The organism is Mycobacterium sp. (genome assembly GCF_050701675.1).
Taxonomy (GTDB): domain Bacteria; phylum Actinomycetota; class Actinomycetes; order Mycobacteriales; family Mycobacteriaceae; genus Mycobacterium.
In genome coordinates, this window is record NZ_JBOGDD010000279.1 from 1 (window position 1) to 15,398 (window position 15,398).

17 protein-coding genes and 1 pseudogene are annotated in these 15,398 nt (G+C 67.4%); 10 read left to right on the forward strand and 8 right to left on the reverse strand.

The window, feature by feature from the left end; translation table 11 throughout:
• The first annotated feature begins 114 nt into the window (after nucleotides 1-114).
• Nucleotides 115-804, forward strand: coding sequence for a response regulator (locus tag ACRDUX_RS08000; protein WP_526412689.1), 690 nt, complete (start codon nucleotides 115-117; stop codon nucleotides 802-804).
• 6 nt (nucleotides 805-810) lie between these two features.
• Here ACRDUX_RS08000 and ACRDUX_RS08005 read toward each other — a convergent pair whose 3' ends face one another.
• From ACRDUX_RS08005 to ACRDUX_RS08015, 3 genes are all read right to left on the reverse strand, one after another.
• Nucleotides 811-1,836 (reverse strand): MmpL3/TtfA transport complex stabilizer, encoded by a 1,026-nt coding sequence (locus tag ACRDUX_RS08005; RefSeq protein WP_526412691.1) that lies wholly within the window; start codon nucleotides 1,834-1,836, stop codon nucleotides 811-813.
• A 633-nt stretch (nucleotides 1,837-2,469) separates the two neighbouring features.
• Nucleotides 2,470-3,180, reverse strand: a complete 711-nt coding sequence (locus tag ACRDUX_RS08010) for a DUF3060 domain-containing protein (RefSeq protein WP_526412692.1) — start codon at nucleotides 3,178-3,180, stop codon at nucleotides 2,470-2,472.
• 84 nt (nucleotides 3,181-3,264) lie between these two features.
• Nucleotides 3,265-4,170 (reverse strand): 4,5-dihydroxyphthalate decarboxylase, encoded by a 906-nt coding sequence (locus tag ACRDUX_RS08015; RefSeq protein WP_526412694.1) that lies wholly within the window; start codon nucleotides 4,168-4,170, stop codon nucleotides 3,265-3,267.
• On the opposite strand from ACRDUX_RS08015, the gene ACRDUX_RS08020 reads away from it, so the two are divergent.
• Both ACRDUX_RS08020 and ACRDUX_RS08025 read left to right on the forward strand, forming a co-directional pair.
• Nucleotides 4,165-4,716: a LysR substrate-binding domain-containing protein gene (locus ACRDUX_RS08020; protein WP_526412696.1), complete on the forward strand. Its 552-nt coding sequence runs from the start codon at nucleotides 4,165-4,167 to the stop codon at nucleotides 4,714-4,716. The two genes, ACRDUX_RS08015 and ACRDUX_RS08020, sit on opposite strands and share 6 nt — an antisense overlap.
• Nucleotides 4,713-6,008, forward strand: a complete 1,296-nt coding sequence (locus tag ACRDUX_RS08025; RefSeq protein WP_526412698.1) for a YbfB/YjiJ family MFS transporter — start codon at nucleotides 4,713-4,715, stop codon at nucleotides 6,006-6,008. The genes ACRDUX_RS08020 and ACRDUX_RS08025 overlap by 4 nt, the downstream gene beginning before the upstream one ends.
• Here the strand turns inward: ACRDUX_RS08025 and ACRDUX_RS08030 are convergent.
• Nucleotides 5,935-6,846 carry a LysR family transcriptional regulator gene (locus ACRDUX_RS08030; RefSeq protein ID WP_526412700.1) on the reverse strand — a complete coding sequence of 304 codons (912 nt, stop codon included), beginning with the start codon at nucleotides 6,844-6,846 and terminating at the stop codon, nucleotides 5,935-5,937. The genes ACRDUX_RS08025 and ACRDUX_RS08030 overlap by 74 nt on opposite strands.
• A gap of 87 nt (nucleotides 6,847-6,933) precedes the next feature.
• On the opposite strand from ACRDUX_RS08030, the gene ACRDUX_RS08035 reads away from it, so the two are divergent.
• Nucleotides 6,934-7,095 carry an SDR family oxidoreductase gene (locus ACRDUX_RS08035; protein WP_526412702.1) on the forward strand — a complete coding sequence of 54 codons (162 nt, stop codon included), beginning with the start codon at nucleotides 6,934-6,936 and terminating at the stop codon, nucleotides 7,093-7,095.
• A gap of 31 nt (nucleotides 7,096-7,126) precedes the next feature.
• Complete coding sequence (locus tag ACRDUX_RS08040) at nucleotides 7,127-7,897, forward strand: DUF427 domain-containing protein (RefSeq protein WP_526412704.1); 771 nt, start codon at nucleotides 7,127-7,129, stop codon at nucleotides 7,895-7,897.
• Between the two features lie 20 nt (nucleotides 7,898-7,917).
• On the opposite strand, the gene ACRDUX_RS08045 is transcribed toward ACRDUX_RS08040, so the two are convergent.
• On the reverse strand, nucleotides 7,918-8,352 hold the full coding sequence (locus ACRDUX_RS08045) for a DUF732 domain-containing protein (protein WP_526412706.1): 435 nt from the start codon (nucleotides 8,350-8,352) through the stop codon (nucleotides 7,918-7,920).
• A 311-nt stretch (nucleotides 8,353-8,663) separates the two neighbouring features.
• Here ACRDUX_RS08045 and ACRDUX_RS08050 point away from each other — a divergent pair, with 311 nt between their 5' ends.
• From ACRDUX_RS08050 to ACRDUX_RS08065, 4 genes are all read left to right on the forward strand, one after another.
• Entirely contained in the window at nucleotides 8,664-8,933 is a 270-nt protein-coding gene (locus ACRDUX_RS08050; RefSeq protein WP_526412707.1) for a hypothetical protein, read from the forward strand.
• Nucleotides 8,934-9,081: 148 nt separating this feature from the next.
• Nucleotides 9,082-9,393 carry a hypothetical protein gene (locus ACRDUX_RS08055; protein ID WP_526412709.1) on the forward strand — a complete coding sequence of 104 codons (312 nt, stop codon included), beginning with the start codon at nucleotides 9,082-9,084 and terminating at the stop codon, nucleotides 9,391-9,393.
• A gap of 79 nt (nucleotides 9,394-9,472) precedes the next feature.
• Nucleotides 9,473-10,339 (forward strand): LLM class F420-dependent oxidoreductase, encoded by an 867-nt coding sequence (locus ACRDUX_RS08060; RefSeq protein WP_526412711.1) that lies wholly within the window; start codon nucleotides 9,473-9,475, stop codon nucleotides 10,337-10,339.
• Between the two features lie 61 nt (nucleotides 10,340-10,400).
• Entirely contained in the window at nucleotides 10,401-12,182 is a 1,782-nt protein-coding gene (locus ACRDUX_RS08065) for a penicillin-binding transpeptidase domain-containing protein (protein ID WP_526412713.1), read from the forward strand.
• A gap of 92 nt (nucleotides 12,183-12,274) precedes the next feature.
• Here the strand turns inward: ACRDUX_RS08065 and ACRDUX_RS08070 are convergent, their stop codons facing one another.
• Nucleotides 12,275-13,057, reverse strand: a complete 783-nt coding sequence (locus ACRDUX_RS08070) for an SDR family NAD(P)-dependent oxidoreductase (RefSeq protein ID WP_526412715.1) — start codon at nucleotides 13,055-13,057, stop codon at nucleotides 12,275-12,277.
• An 85-nt stretch (nucleotides 13,058-13,142) separates the two neighbouring features.
• Here ACRDUX_RS08070 and ACRDUX_RS08075 point away from each other — a divergent pair, with 85 nt between their 5' ends.
• On the forward strand, nucleotides 13,143-13,997 hold the full coding sequence (locus ACRDUX_RS08075) for a helix-turn-helix domain-containing protein (protein WP_526412717.1): 855 nt from the start codon (nucleotides 13,143-13,145) through the stop codon (nucleotides 13,995-13,997).
• 25 nt (nucleotides 13,998-14,022) lie between these two features.
• On the opposite strand, the gene ACRDUX_RS08080 is transcribed toward ACRDUX_RS08075, so the two are convergent.
• Nucleotides 14,023-14,643: a hypothetical protein gene (locus ACRDUX_RS08080; RefSeq protein ID WP_526412719.1), complete on the reverse strand. Its 621-nt coding sequence runs from the start codon at nucleotides 14,641-14,643 to the stop codon at nucleotides 14,023-14,025.
• 375 nt (nucleotides 14,644-15,018) lie between these two features.
• Nucleotides 15,019-15,398 (reverse strand): annotated as a pseudogene (locus ACRDUX_RS08085) (HNH endonuclease signature motif containing protein); the annotation flags it as partial.

The window sequence follows — 15,398 nt, forward strand, 5'->3', positions numbered from 1 at the left end:
GCACGGCCTGGGTCTGGCGCTGGTCGCGCAGGTGGTGCGGCGCCACGACGGGAAGCTGACTGCCGACGTGACCTACGGATCCGTCGTCACGGTGACGGTGCCAGGGGGCGCCAAGTGATCTCCGTGCTCATCGTCGAGGACGATCCCCTCATTGCGGAAGCGCATCGCACGTATCTGGCTCGGCTGGAGGGCTTCTCGGCGACCGCCGTGGTCCACACCGCGCGAGAGGCCATGCGATGCGCGTCGGCGGCATCCGCGACCACGACACCGATCGACCTGGTACTGCTGGATCTGGGGCTGCCCGACGCCAGTGGCATCAGCCTGGCCTCGGCACTCGCCGGGCTGCGGCCTGCGCCGGACATCATCGCGATCACGTCCGAACGCGATCTGGAGATGGTGCGAGCCGCGGTCTCCCACGGTGCGCTCGCGTATCTGCTGAAACCGTTCACCTTCGCCGCATTTCGGGACCGGCTCGAGCGTTACCGGCGCTACCGTTCGGCACTGCCCGCCGGTGTCGACGCCGCCAGCCAGGAGGAGGTGGATCGGGCTCTGTCGGAGCTGAGGATCGCAGGAGACAGATCCGTAGCGCCCAAGGGCGCCGCCCCACAGACGAACGACGACATCGCGCGTGCGGTCCGCGATGACTCCAATGGCTTGACGGCCGACGAGGTCGCGAAACGAGTTGGCGTATCACGTGTTACCGCGTGGCGATACCTGGAACGGCTCGCCGACGACGGCACCGTCACCAGGAATACCGATTACGGCGGCGCGGGTCGACCGAAGACCCGCTACCAGTGGCGGTAGCCGGCCTCAGACGCCGGCGGGGGCCAGCTCGCGGACCGCAGGTGCGACGAGCGAGGGCGCGGACACGAACTGCGAGTACAGCATCGGCGTCGGCGCCTCGACCGCGTAGACACTGACGCCACCGTCGTAGTCGGCGATGTAGAGCCGATCGACGCCCAGGGCGATCGCCGACGGGCGTGCGCCCACCGCGACGGTGCTGACGATTGCCCGGCCGTCGGTGTCGACGATGACCACCTGGCCGTAGTCGACCACGTAGGCACGGGTGCCGTCGACGCTGAGCGCCAGCTGGGTGGGAGCCTCGGCGACCCTCACCGTTCCGGTGATCTTGTTGTTGACGAGGTCGATGAAGTACAGCACGCCACCGTCGGCGATGTCCGAGGTCAACACGTAAGCGGTGCCGTCCACGCCGATTTCGAGCCCGCGGATCGCCGGGCCGATCTCCAAAGTGCGCCGGACACGGGAAGATTCGATGTCGACCGTCAGCAGCCGACTGCTGCGGGCGTCGGACACTGCGACGTAGAGACGGCGGCCGGACGCGTCGATGCGGAGCGCATCGATGGTGGCGTCCGCGCCCTTGGCGATGTAGATGGTGCCGACGCGCTCAGCAGTGACGTCGACGACGGCGACGTCGACGCCGTCATCGCCCGCACGCCCCGCATAGATGCGCTTGCCGTCCGAGCTGGCGACGACGACCGTCACGTTGAAGGCGAGGGGGTACTCCCTGATGACGTCGCCGTTGTTGGTGTCGATCACGGCGATCGCGTCGTAACCGGCATTGGAAACCGCGACGAAGGCGCGGTCGTCCGCCACGGCGACGGTCGTCGGCTGGCCGGCAAAGACGCCGCCGTGGAGGACGAGCGAGTCGGGATCGAGAACGGCGATCGAGTTGTCGCCGAAGTTGGTCACCACGACGGTGTGCGCGTCGACGTCGATGTCGGAGATCGGGCCACGCCCGACCCTTGCCGTGTGCAGCAGGGCGACGTCCTGATTGCCTACCGTGACGTTGTTCGAGCGCGCAAAAGCGTTAGCCATGTTCCTCGGCACCTCCGCCAGCATCACTCGGGCCGGCTATAGATTCGATCGGTTCGACGCCCCAGTGGGGGCGTGGTCTGGATCGATTGTAGCGACGAAAGATCGCGTTCCAGAGTGCCGCGGCGGCACGTCCGGCAAAGGTCCCGCCGAGCTCTCAGGCGTTGCTTAGGAAACTATCCGTCATGACCTCGTAATGTTTTTTCGGCAACGTGAATAATCGCCACTGCCTGCCGCTTCGTGCATACAGGCAACTTTGCACGAGCGCCGGGGAGAAGTGCTTCGAGTAGTGAGTTCTTACCTTTGGCTCCGAAAGTGAGCGGTAGATCACAAGGCGACACGACAGCAAATTTCCGGCCAGGCGGCACGAATCTGACGCATGTGGCAATTGGGGCCGGTGTGGCCTGATGAACTCTACGACATTCGAGGGGCTTCCGTTCGCCGTACCCGTGGCGTTCACCCCACGTTCGCCATGGCACCGGTCCCGTCAGCAGAGAATTTTCCGGCGCCCGCCGGCGTTGTACGAAGCGGCTCGGCCCGTCGACGTTTCATCCCCGAGGTCGACGGGCCGGCCACCGAAATTCGTTGTGGCCGATCGCCTTCCGTGTGAATTCCCGTTCGATACCGAGGATGCGGTCACCCTTGCTCGACGACGTTCGATCCGCCGGAATTCTGGATTTCGGGCGTGCCGGTCAGGAACGTGACACGGTTCTCGAAGCCGGAGGCGCTGATGGTCTCCGCGGCGTCGATGGTGACGGTGTTCTGAACGCCGGACACCGTGACCGTTCGGCAATGTCCGGTGAGCACGATCGTGTTGCTCACGCCGCTGACGTTGACGTCGGTGTCTCTGCAGGCGATGGTCTTGTTTCCGCCCACTCCCGCGACGCTGACGTCGCCACCGGGTGGAGCGAGTTCCACCGTCGGGGCCGCAGTGGGCGCCGGGGGTCGGTCGGCGCCACCGGACGGGGTGCCGAAGGGTCCGCCCCCTCCGGACGCGGTCGGACTGCCGTCGAAGGTGTCGATGACCGAGCTGACGCTCGAGAACACATTCGAGACGAAGATGACGACTCCTGCGACGATCGCCACCATCACCGCTCCCAACACCGCGAACACCAGCCACCCGCGACCGGTTCCGCCGGATGACGCGACCGGAACGGGCGGAAACGGTAGGCCGTGGGACGACGGCGGGGCCATGTACGGCGGTTGCGGCGCGGGTGGCGCGTTGACGAACTGGCCGCCGTGTCCCGCCCCCGACTCGGACGAGCTCTGCGTCAGTTCGGATGCCCGGTCGCTGAGGGAGCGTTCGAGTTCCCGGATGCGCGCCTCGGGGTCGTCTTGCGAGCTCATCCGCCGATGCTCGCACACGAGGTGCGATGCCGACGTCGTCTCAGCACGATCATCTGCGGATTTCAGCTCGACGACATTCGCACGTCACGAGTCGAGCAGTTCGGTGGCGAAGACCTCGTCTGCCGTCCAGCGCCGTGGCGACAGGCCCTGCTCGTGGTGATAGCGCAGATAGGCGTCGATCGCCGTGCGGTTCGCCGACATTCCGTAGGGAAACCAGTCGTTGGCGAACAACTCCCGGTTCTGTTCGAAGAGGACGTTCATCCACGGAACCATGTTGTGCACCTCGTAGAGCCGCCGCCCCTGCCGATATCGTTCGGCGGCAACGTCCTTCGCGCTCAGGAAGGCGCGGTAGATGCGGCGGGCCATGCCCGGATCACCGTCGAGCAGCTCTCGCTTGACGACGACCGTGTGCATCATCGGAAAGATCCCCGTCCTGTGGAAGTAGTCGCGCTCGATGGGCTCGAAGTCACCGAATAGCCGCTTCACATTCGGGGACCCGTCGAGGACGGGCTGTGGGACGTTGGCCGTGAACAGTGCGTCGATCTCGCCTGCCTCCAGCATCTGGCTGAGGGTCCTTCCCTCCGGTGCGACCGACACGTCGACGTCCGCCGGGTGCGGGTGCGGGATGAAGCCGAAGGGTGGCATGGGTCGCTCGAGGCCGCCGATGACCCATCGATTCCGCTCGGGCCCGAACCCGTACTCGTCCATCAGGATTCCCTTGGCCCACACTCCGGAATCCTGCCCGTACGTGCCGAATTCACCGATGGTCTTGCCGACCAAGTCGGCGGGGTCGCCGATGCTGCTGGCGGCGTTCACGAAGACGCACGAATGCCGGAACACGCGGTTCGGGAACACGGGCAGGGCGACGAAGGAGTCGTCGCCGCCGTCGAGCATCCTCAGGTAGAACGTCATGCCCAGTTCCGAGACGTCGAACTCGCGTCCCCGCATCATCCGTTCGAAGATCTCGGGAAGGGTCGCCGCGGTGTGCATCGTCGTGTCGCCGCCGTCGACGTCGTCATCAACGAGGCCGACCTCGGCGACCCCACCGCGGGACTGCGTACGGGGCTCGTCGACGTCGCACTCACCCGAACTCCGTTCGACGGCACGGGACTCTCGACCTACGTCCTCGGTTCCGATCGCATCGGCGTGGTGATGCACGACGACGATCCCCTCGCCGGTCGCCGACACGTGGCGCTCGCGGAGCTGGCGGACCGCCGATGGGTGCAGCTTCCCGAGGCGACCGATCCCATCTGGCGGGCCTACTGGACCGGCGCCCGACCGCGTCCAGGCGACGACCTCCCCGTCATGAAGACCATCCAGGAATGCCTTCAGTCGGTGTTGTGGAACGACACCTCGGCGCTGGCGCCGGTGAACCAGGCGCTGCCCCGCGGTCTGGTCATCGTTCCGGTGAGCGACCGGGACCCGAGCCAGCTCGTCGTCGCGTGGCGCGGAACCGCACCGACCCCGCTGATTCGGTCCTTCGTCGAGATCGCGGCCGCACACCATGCGGTAGGAGGCGCCGCCTCCCAGCAATGAGTTTGCCGGTCGTGGCGGTGTCACCGCGACTCGCCGACGATCGGAGAGTGCTTCAGCAATCTCGAACGACCGCAACTGCGGGTTGGGTCCACGCCGCAAGGGGCGCAGCGGCACTGGGCGCCGCGATGGGCATCGGGCGGTTCGCCTTCACGCCGATCCTGCCGATGATGACCGCGCACGCCGGCCTCACCCCGCAGGGTGGCGCGACGCTGGCCACCGCCAACTACGTCGGCTACCTCGCAGGCGCGCTCGCGGCCACGGCGTCACCCCGAGCGGCCCGCTCCCCCGTCGTGTTGCGCGCTTCCCTGATCACACTGGTCATCACACTTCTGGCGATGCCCTTGCCGGACAGTCCGATTCAGTGGACCGTCCTGCGCCTGTTGGCCGGATTCACCAGCGCGCTGGTGTTCGTGGGAGCCGTCAACCTGATGATGGACCAGCTGCGCCACCATTCACCGCACCTCGCGGGTTGGGGTTTCAGTGGGATCGGCATCGGTATTGCCGCGTCGGGTCTGGTGGTTTTCGCGCTGCCCGCGAACGCGGACTGGCGAAGCGCCTGGTGGGCAGTGGGAGTGCTGGCCGCCGTCCTGGCCGCAGGCGCGTGGGCGACCCGCCACGGCGAGACCGCAGCCAAGATGGAGGTCGCCAATCCGACTCCGTCGCAGCAGAACTCAGGACGACGGCGGTTCGCGGTGCTCATGGCCTGCTACACGCTGGAGGGCATCGGATACATCATCGCCGGAACGTTTCTGGTGGCGGCCATCGAACAGACCACTCCGGGGTGGCTCGGCAACGGCGCCTGGATCGTGGTGGGCGTCGCCGCCGCACCGTCAGCAGCGTTGTGGGCGTGGCTGAGCGGCCACTTCACCCATCCCCCGCTGCTCGCGGGGGCGCTGCTGCTGCAGGCGGTCGGCATCGCGCTTCCTGCGGTGGCTTCTGGTCCCGCCGCCGCACTCGCCGGTGCAATCCTGTTCGGCGTCACCTTCGTCGGTGTCAGCACGATCGCGCTCGCCGCGGGGGCGCACCTCAACGTGCCACGGGCAGTGGCACTGTTGACCGCGGGGTACTCGGCGGGGCAGATCGCGGGTCCACTCCTCGCCGCCCCACTGCTCCACCACGGATTCCAGACCGTACTGATCGCCGGGGCGGGCGTGGTGGTGTGCGCTGCGGCCGTGGCAGCCCTGCTGTGGATCGGGTATCCCGGCCAGGAGCAGTGGGTCAGCGGTGCGGATCGTCCGCCGGGACCCACGACCCATCGTCGTCAAGACCCTCGACCGCGACGCCGACGGTGAGTCGGTCGACCACCGCGCGCAACGTGATGTCGTCCTCGCCGCGGCGAGAGACCAGCGACCACGTCCAGTAGGGCGCGGGTTGCACGATTGGGCGTGCGGTCAGCCCCGACGGTAGCGGCGCGTCCTGGCCCTTCGGCGAATTGAGCACGGGCCGACGCAGCCTGCGCACGTGCTCGAAGAACGCTGGGCCGGTGACGCCGCCGTCGTCGATGTGAACGGTTCGGGCGCCGGTGTCGTCGGCGAACTGCCTGCCGTACCGGTTCGACGATTCCCAACTCGCCGAGTCCGCATCCAGCAGAACCACCGTCTCCCTGGCCTCGACCGGTGACGCGTCCGAACCCACGCTCACCGCAAAGAGCCGATCTGCTCCGATGAGGCGGGCGTCGAGACCGCGTTCGGCGAGATCACTGCGCTGCACCCAGCAGATCGCGAGGTCGAGACTGCCCTCCGCCACTCGAGCCGCCTGAGCATGCGATGGCATCACCCAGGTGTCGACGCGGATCTGCGCGATTCCGGCGGCCCGCTCGGCCAGGTCGTTGGGGACCCACTTGACGTAGCCGATGCGGACCGGCTCGGTGCGGGCCAGCCCATTCGCGCGCCGCCGCAACTCGTCGGCCTGCTCGATCAGCGCCCTTGCGCCGGGCAGCAGCGCCGCGCCGCTCGGGGTGAGGGCGACGGAGCGTCTATCCCGTTCGAACAGAAGCACTTTCAGATCGCGCTCCAACGCCTTGATCTGTTGCGAGAGCGACGGCCCCGCGATGTGGAGACGCTCGGCGGCGCGGCCGAAGTTCAGTTCCTCGGCGACGGCGACGAAATAGCGCAGCTGACGAAGCTCCACGCGTTCGATCGTAGAGCAGTAGGAGGATGCGCCTACCAGCAGCGGCAAATCGGTCTCGAGCGTCGGAACTGCGCGGAACACACCCCGATGCACGATCCCGCCACCCACGACGCGCTCGCGGGACTCCATCCCCTCGGGCGGCTCGGTGAAGTCGACGACGTGGTCGACGCCGTCATCTATCTGGAGAAGGCACCGTTCGTCACCGGCGAGATCCTGCACGTCGACGGCGGCCAGAGCGCCGGTCACTGAGCTGGCGGGCGCGCAATCCTATGGTGGAGGCATGACACCAGGAACGAATCCGGACTACCCGCAGATGGCTGCCGAGCGTGGCCGAGTCGAACCCGCACCGCGACGCGTGCGCGGGTACGCCGGAGGCCAATTGATCTTCGACACGGTCGCGGCGCGCTACGTCTGGGAGGTGCCCTACTACCCGCAGTACTACATCCCGCTCGATGACGTGAACATCGCAGCGCTTACCGACGAAAACCACTCGCAGCGAGTGCAGTTCGGGCCTTCTCGGCTGTTCTCCATCACGGGAAGCACGGGCAAGCCGGGGGTCCGGATCTTCGACGCCGACGGCGACGGGCCCGTAGCCGGGTTCGTACGGTTCGAGTGGGACGGCGTGCAATGGTTCGAGGAGGACGAGCTCATAGTCGGTCATCCACGCAACCCCTATTCGCGCGTGGACGCCCTTCGCTCACACCGCCACGTCCACGTGGAACTCGACGGAGTGACCCTCGCCGACACCCACAGCCCGGTTCTGCTGTTCGAAACCGGTTTACCGACAAGGTATTACATCGACCGAACCGACGTCGCCTTCGAACACCTCCTACCCAGCGACACCCAGACGCTGTGCCCGTACAAGGGCACGACCAGCGGGTACTGGTCGGTGCAGGCGGGGGATGCCGTCCACGCCGACCTAGCGTGGACGTACGTGTACCCACTGCCGTCGGTGGCACCCATCGCCGGGTTGGTCGCGTTCTACAACGAGAAGCTCGACATCGTGGTCGACGGAGCCAGCCTGCCGCGGCCCAGCACGCACTTCAGTTAGCGGTCCGGCCCCGTCGTGGCTCAGATCCCGGGAACGCCGAGGCCGGAGAGACCCGAGAGTCCGGGAACGCCCATCTGAGCTCCTTGGCCAAGCCAGTCGCCGTTGGCTAGCGAGGCCATCATGGACGGGCAGTACATCGAGATCGCAATGCTCGTGAACAGGTTGGCCATGCCGGGTGACACGCCGTTGGTGCCGCCCATCTGGGATGCGACGGAGGCGAAGTTCCCCCCCGGCTTCGCGAGCAGGGGGCAGATGGATTGCGCCATCGTGACGGCCATGTTCGGATCCGCGACTGACACACCGGAGTTGGTCAGGGCCGACAAGAAGTTGTCGCTGGATGCGTCCGCATGCGCCGTTGCTGGGGCGGCGGTGGCAGCCGCGACGATGCCAACGGAGAGCGCCAGTGCAGTTGAAGCCTTCGCCGATAAGTCGAACAAGCCCGAGATGACCGTCATGGGTTCTGCTTCCTGTCGGATCACGAAACGCAATCACTGCTGTAACTTCTGGAACACTGCTCTACTTCCGTAACATTTCGAGCACGACGCGATGACGGTTTGCACGCTATGCGTTTCATGAGCACGGCCCCGGCAGGCTCGGTGCGACACTGCCCGGCCCCGGCGCACCGCTGGTGACCGCGGGCAGTACCGGCTCAATAATCGACGGCGACAACGGCATTGGCCGAGCTCGTCGATGCGGCCACGGCATTCAATCCAGAGAAGCGCCTGCCCAGGAGGCCAACATTAAGGATTGGTGAGAGGATGCGGGTGTGGTCGATGACGCGGGTGGCGCTCAGGCGCGGACACTCTTGGGCGAGCTATATGGCCACGTTGCGGACATCTCGCACAAGCTCGAAGCCGCCGATGAGCGCAACCGGCGCGCGCGGGCTCGCGGCAACGCCCGCAAGGACCCCGTCGCGGGCGTTCTGCGACGCGAACTGTACGAAGCGCACCGTCTGATCGACGGTCTTCACCGGCGGTTCCCTCACACCGCTGCGGCGTCATCGGAGTTGGCCGACTCCACCTGCCGCCCGAACTGACATCAGGCGGGACGCCGCGGGCCGCCCACGATCTCCAGCTGATCTCCACCCAACCTCCATGCGACGAGGTGTCGCTGCGCTGCACGATCGATCAGTCACGAAACACCATCGGAACGCCTCCGAAGTGACATGAACGAGAGGAGCGGTCATGCGTACCGCATTGTCAATCCCAGTCGCAGCCGCCGCGGCAGCCCTCGCGGTGCTCGTCCTTCCTGCCATTCCGGCCACTGCGTCGGACTCGGCGATCGTCACGATCGGCCAGCTCGAAGCGCAGGGGTTCAACGTCAAGGTCGACCGCGTGGGGAGCGCTCCCCTGAGCGAGTGCGTGGTCACCAGCGTTCGAAATCCGCGGGAGCGAACCGAACTGATCCGGGTGAACGGCCGGGGTGGGCGCGACCGCCTGATTCCCGTCGTCGTCCGGCGGAACATCACCGTCTCACTGGACTGCTCCAACCGATAGCGCCCCCCTCGGGAATCATGAGGAGCATTCTGACGTCGTTGACGTGGATCGAGTCAGTCGTCCAGCGAAGGGGTTGTACATGCGCGTAGGAGTGGTCTTTCCTCAGACAGAGCTCGGCGGAGATGCCGGCGCGGTCCGCGCGTATGGGGAACGGGTCGAAGAACTCGGGTTCCGGCACGTCCTGGCCTACGACCACGTCGTCGGGGCCGATCCCGACGTCCACACGGGCTGGAACGGACCCTACGACGTGCACACCACGTTCCACGAGCCGCTGGTGATGTTCGGCTACCTCGCCGGGATCACGCGGTCGCTCGAGCTCGTCACCGGCGTGATCATCCTGCCGCAACGCCAGACCGTCCTGGTCGCCAAGCAGGCCGCAGAGGTGGACCTGCTCAGCGGTGGGCGCCTGCGCCTTGGCATCGGAATCGGTTGGAACGCAGTGGAGTACGAGGCGCTCGGTCAGGACTTCGGCACCAGGGGCAAGAGGTCGGCCGAGCAGGTCGCCCTGCTCCGTCGACTGTGGACCGAACAGACCGTGACGTTCGACGGCGCGTTCGACAAGGTGACCGGCGCTGGTCTTGCACCCCTGCCGGTGCAGCGGCCGATCCCGATCTGGATCGGCGCCGCGTCGGCCCCCGGGTACCGCCGCGCGGGTCGCCTGGCCGACGGTTGGTTTCCGATGATGGCACCGGGCCCGCAGCTCGACGAAGCCCTGGCCGAGGTGGAGCACGGAGCCGTCGCCGCGGGCCGGGATCCGGCGTCGATCGGGATGGAGGCGCGGGTGTCCTTCAGCGGCGACTACGACGCGGTCGCCGCCCAGATCGCCGCCTGGGCCGACGCCGGCGCCTCGCACCTGTCGGTCAACACGATGGGCGCCGGCCTCAAGACCGTCGATGAGCACCTCGGCGTGCTGGCCCGGGTGGTGCAGGCAGTTCCCATCGCCTGATCGGGCCCGGCATCGGCGCAACGCGAACCGTCATGACGCTCGCGGTTAGGCTCGACGAGTCATGATGAGACGTCCTCTGCTGTCGATTGTGTTCTGCTTCCTGCTGCTCGGGGCGACGAGCTGTTCGCTGTTCTCCAGTCCCGGCCCTGACGACGCGTTTCGCGCGTTCGCCGACGCGCTTGGGCGCAAGGACGGCGGCGCGGCGGCAGCGAGCACCGACGACCCGAACTCCGCGACCACCGCCATCAAGTCGATGTTCGACGGCATGGGCAAGGATGCGACGGTGAAGGTCGACGTCAGCCAGTCGGACGACGACTCGAACACGGCCAAGCTGAGCTATTCGTGGTCGTTCGGCCCCGACAAGACGCTGCGGTACGACGCGACGGCGACGGCCGCGCAGTCCGGCGACGACTGGCACGTCCACTGGGACACCACCGTGCTGAACCCGAAACTACAGCCCGGCATGACGTTCCAGTACAGCGACGACAAGAACTTTCTCACCCCGGTCACCGACCGCGACGGGCAACCGCTTCTGACATGGCAGACGATCGGTGTGGTCAGCCTGTCCAGGGACCACCTCGAGTCAGCGGCGCCGCTGGCCTCGGTCCTGCAGCAGTTCGACGGGTCGATCACCGCCGAGTCGATCACCGGCGAGTTCAACGCCACGCAGGACGGCGTCGTGACGGTCGTCAAACTCCGCCAGCAGGACTCCGAGCAGGTCGCCGATCAGCTCAAGCAGATTCCCGGCGTGACGGTCGCGGATCAGGGCGCCCTGCTGACCGCGAACCGCGACCTGTCCTCCCCTGCGCTCGACGGTCTTCAGGCGCTGTGGCAGAAGGCGATCGACGCGGCCGCGGGGTGGTCTGTCGAGCTCGTCGACGACAAGGGTCAGCCGACCGAGGAGTTGACCTCAACGCCGCCGGGTGACACACAGCCGATCCGCACCACGCTCGACACCCGGCTGCAGTTACTCGCCCAGCAAGCCGTCGCCACCGAGCCCCGCCCCGCGGTTCTGGTGGCCGTCTCCCCCTCGACCGGCGGCATTCTGGCGGCAGCCCAGAACGGGGCCGCCAACGCCCAGGGTCCGATCGCCTTCTCGGGGGCCTACCCGCCAGGGTCGACGTTCAAGACCATCACCACCGCAGCCGCGCTCCAAGCCGGCCTGGCGACACCGGACACTCCGGAGCAGTGTCCCGGCACCGTCAGCATCGAGAACCGCACCATCCCGAACGAGGACGAGTTCGATCTGGGCACCGTGCCGCTGTCGACGGCCTTCGCGCAGTCGTGCAACACGACGATGGCCGCGCTGGCCGACAAGCTGCCAGCCGATGCGCTGCCGAACATGGCGCGGCTGTTCGGGATCGGCGTCGACTACGTCATTCCGGGCCTGACCACCATCACCGGCAACGTGCCGAACGCGGACACCCCCGCGCAGAAGGTCGAGAACGGGATCGGTCAGGGCACCGTGACGGTGAGCCCGTTCGGGTTGGCCGTCGCCGAGGCCAGCCTCGGGCACGGTTCGACGATCACGCCCACTCTCGTCGTCGGCGAGTCGACCACCGCCAACACCCCGTCGGCGCCGATTCCTCCGACGATCTCCGACAGCTTGCGAGCGATGATGCTGCAGACGGTGTCCGACGGCACGGCGACCGCCTTGCGTGACGTTCCCGGTCTCGGTGGGAAGACCGGCACGGCCGAGTTCGGCGACAACACTCATTCCCACGGCTGGTTCGCGGGCATCACCGGCGACATCGCCTTCGCAACGCTGGTCGTCGGCGGCGACACGTCGGCACCGGCGATCACCGTGTCGGGCGACTTCCTGCGTCCGGCCCTCGCTGGCTGATCCCTGGCAACAACCCCAGTAAGGGCCAATTCGCCTGGCTGGCAAACCGATTCGCGGGAACACCGCGATCAATCTGTGCCAGGCGGCGCGTGTCAGATCCATGCGCCACCGTCGACCCGCAGGGTGGCGCCGGTGACGTAGGACGCCTTGTCGCTGAGCAACCAGGCTGCCGCCTCGGCGATCTCCTCGGGTTCGGCCGCGCGCCCCAACGGTGTCTGCGCGTTGAGGCGCTCGATGACGCCGGGGCTCGCCTCGTCCCACTCCCTGATCATCTCGGTCAACGTTGACCCCGGCGCGATGGTGTTCACCCGGATGCCCTCGGGGCCGTACGTGATGGCTGCGGACTCGGTGAGGCTGTTGACCGCGCGCTTCACGGCCCCGTAGGCAGGCAGCTCGGGATTGCCCTTCAGGCTGCCGATGCTTGAGGTGTTGAGGATCGCGCCCTTGCCCGCCGTCGCGCGGATTGCCGCGACCTCGGCCTGCATCGCCAGGAACACGCCCCTGAGGTTGACCTCGTAGACGTTGTCGAAGTCGGCCTCGACGACCTGGTCGAGGGGCCCTGGCGGCACGATCGTCGCGCCGTTGTTGAAGGCGACGTCGAGCCTGCCGAATTCGTCGACGGTCCTGGCGACCGCCGCACGGATGCTGTCGCCGTAGCCGAGGTCACAGACCGCGTACACGGCGGAACCACCCGCGGACCGGATGTCCTCGGTGACGGCCACGAGTTGGCTCTCGGTGCGCGCGGCGAGCAGGACGCGGGCCCCCTCCCTGGCGAACAGCCGCGCCGCCGCGGCACCGATTCCGCGTCCCGCCCCGCTGATGAACGCGACCTTTCCCGTCAGCAGGCCCGTTCCGGTCTTCTGTGATGTGTCCATGCCGTCGACCTTGCGCGCGACCGGGCATCCCATCCAGGTACGGGCGATACCTGGCTACGCCCGGGGCACTGGGCACAATGGACATGTGGACAAGCGAGAGCTCGGCGCGTTCCTGCGCAGCCGCCGCGAGCGGATCAGCCCGAGTGACGTGGGACTGCCCGCGGGAACGCGACGCCGGACCCCTGGACTGCGCCGTGACGAGGTGGCGCATCTGGCCTTCATCTCGACGGAGTACTACACGCGGCTGGAGCAGGTCCGCGCGCCGCACCCGTCGCGCGAGGTCCTGGCCGGCCTGGCCCGCGCGCTGCGGTTGAGCGACGCCGAGCACGACCATCTGCACCGCCTCGCCGGTGTCGAGCCCGCGCCGCCCCCCGGGCCGCCACGCGTCGTGCGGCAGAGCATCCTCGACCTTCTGACTCGCCTGCCGCACGCGGCCGCGATCGTCACCTCCGCGACCTACGAAGTGCTGGCGTGGAACGACCTGGCGTGCGCGCTCATGGAGGACTTCTCCGCGCTGTCACGGTGGGACCGCAATCTCGCCAGGCGGGCGTTTCTGGGGCCGCCACACCCCGACGGCAGGCGCCTCTACGGGGTCTCCGACGCCGACGAATTCGCGCGCACCTGCGCCCTTCATCTGCGCACCGCCGTCACCCGCTACCCCGATGATCCGGAGACCGCCGAGCTGATAGCCGAACTGTGCTCTGGCAGTGCGGAGTTCGCCCAGCTGTGGGCGGCCCACGACGTGCGCGCACGGCCCGCGTTGTGCAAGACGTTCTCGCATCCGGCGGTCGGCCCCGTGACCGTGAGCTGCGACTCTCTCGACATCGCGGACCGTGATCAGCGGGTCGTCATCTACACCGCCCAACCGGGGTCACCGTCCGAGGAGGCGTTGCGCCTACTGTCGGTCATCGGCACCCAGCGGATGGACGTACCCGGCTGACGATCGTCGATCGGACTCGTACCCGTCAGCCCAGGGCGCTCTCGACCACGCCGGCTTGCTTCTGCGCCAAGGAAATGGCGAAGTCTTCGGGTACGGGATCGCCTGCCGCGCTGTCGAACCGCATCAGCACGAAGGCAGGACCCTGAGTGAAGGCCACCACTGTGACGGCCTTCGAACCGTCGGGCGACGTGCCGGAGGCCACGACACCATTGGTGCCCACCTCGGCGGGCTGGGGCGACGGATTGGCGATCGACTGATCGAGTGCGGCCACCCCACCGTCAAGGCCAGCCTTCGCGGCGTCGGCGTCCGGGAAGACCGCGATGGAATCGTCGATGGTGCGGGTCTGCTCCTCGTTGGTGAAGGCAACGGCGACGCCCTGGGTGCCACCCGGGTTCATTTGCGGCTGCCCGGCGGTGAACGTCTCGTCCGGCATGTCGATGTCATAGGGCGTGATCAGCAGAGGGGCGTAGTTGATGGGCGGCGCGCTCTCCGAGGGGCTCTCCGCGCCGGAGGCCACCGACGAAGTCTCCGACGACGAGGCGGACGAGGAGGACCCCGACGACGAGCTCCCACCGCAAGCGACGCCGGTCAGCGCGACGATGGCCATCGCACCCACCAGACCAGCCGTGGACAGAGTCGACTTCATGCCAATACGCTCCAGTCTCCTGCTCGGACGTCCGCCAATCCCCTGCAGACACCGGCCTTGCACGGTGCCGCGTGGTCAGCGGGCGAAGATTAACACCGTCCAGTTTGTCCCGTTGGCGGGTTTTGCCCAACGTTACCCATCGGGAGGGCTCCCGCCCTAGTTGCCCTGAGTAATTCACTCGTCTGCAGTGGTAGGCCCCGGATTCAAGGATTTATGCGGCGCTCCATCGACGAATCGATTGCGCCCCTAGGTCACGATCGCGCGTGTCACACCCAACTCCCGAGTAATCCGCGCATTGCCTGAATCGCCGTGGCGGGCCTGTGAGTTCTTGGGCACGCCCGCCTACGCCTGCAACTGCTCGCGCTCTTGGGAACGCTAGAACGGTGGGGGCGGTTCGGCGGCTTGGGCTGCAGCCCTTGCCTGTTCGGCCGCGGCCTTGGCTTCGGCTGCGGCTGCGACTTTTTGTTCGGCTTCGGCTGCGATGAGCGCTTTGTTGAGTTCGCGTTCGTCGTGGATGCGGCGGGTCCGGTCTTGAGCTCGCGTGGTTCTGCGGCGCGGCATCCTCAACCCCGTGGTGTGAGCCGGCCGAGTCGGCACGTCGACGGGGCTGACCGTTGCAGTCGGTTGGCATAGTTCGGGGAACAACAGCCGGCTGCCCGGCGTGGTGACGTGAGTGCGGCCGTCGGGCGCGGTCCAGATGACTCGCCCATCAGGGAGCTGCTGATCGCGCCAGCCTGGGTCCCCGGCCCAAAAGG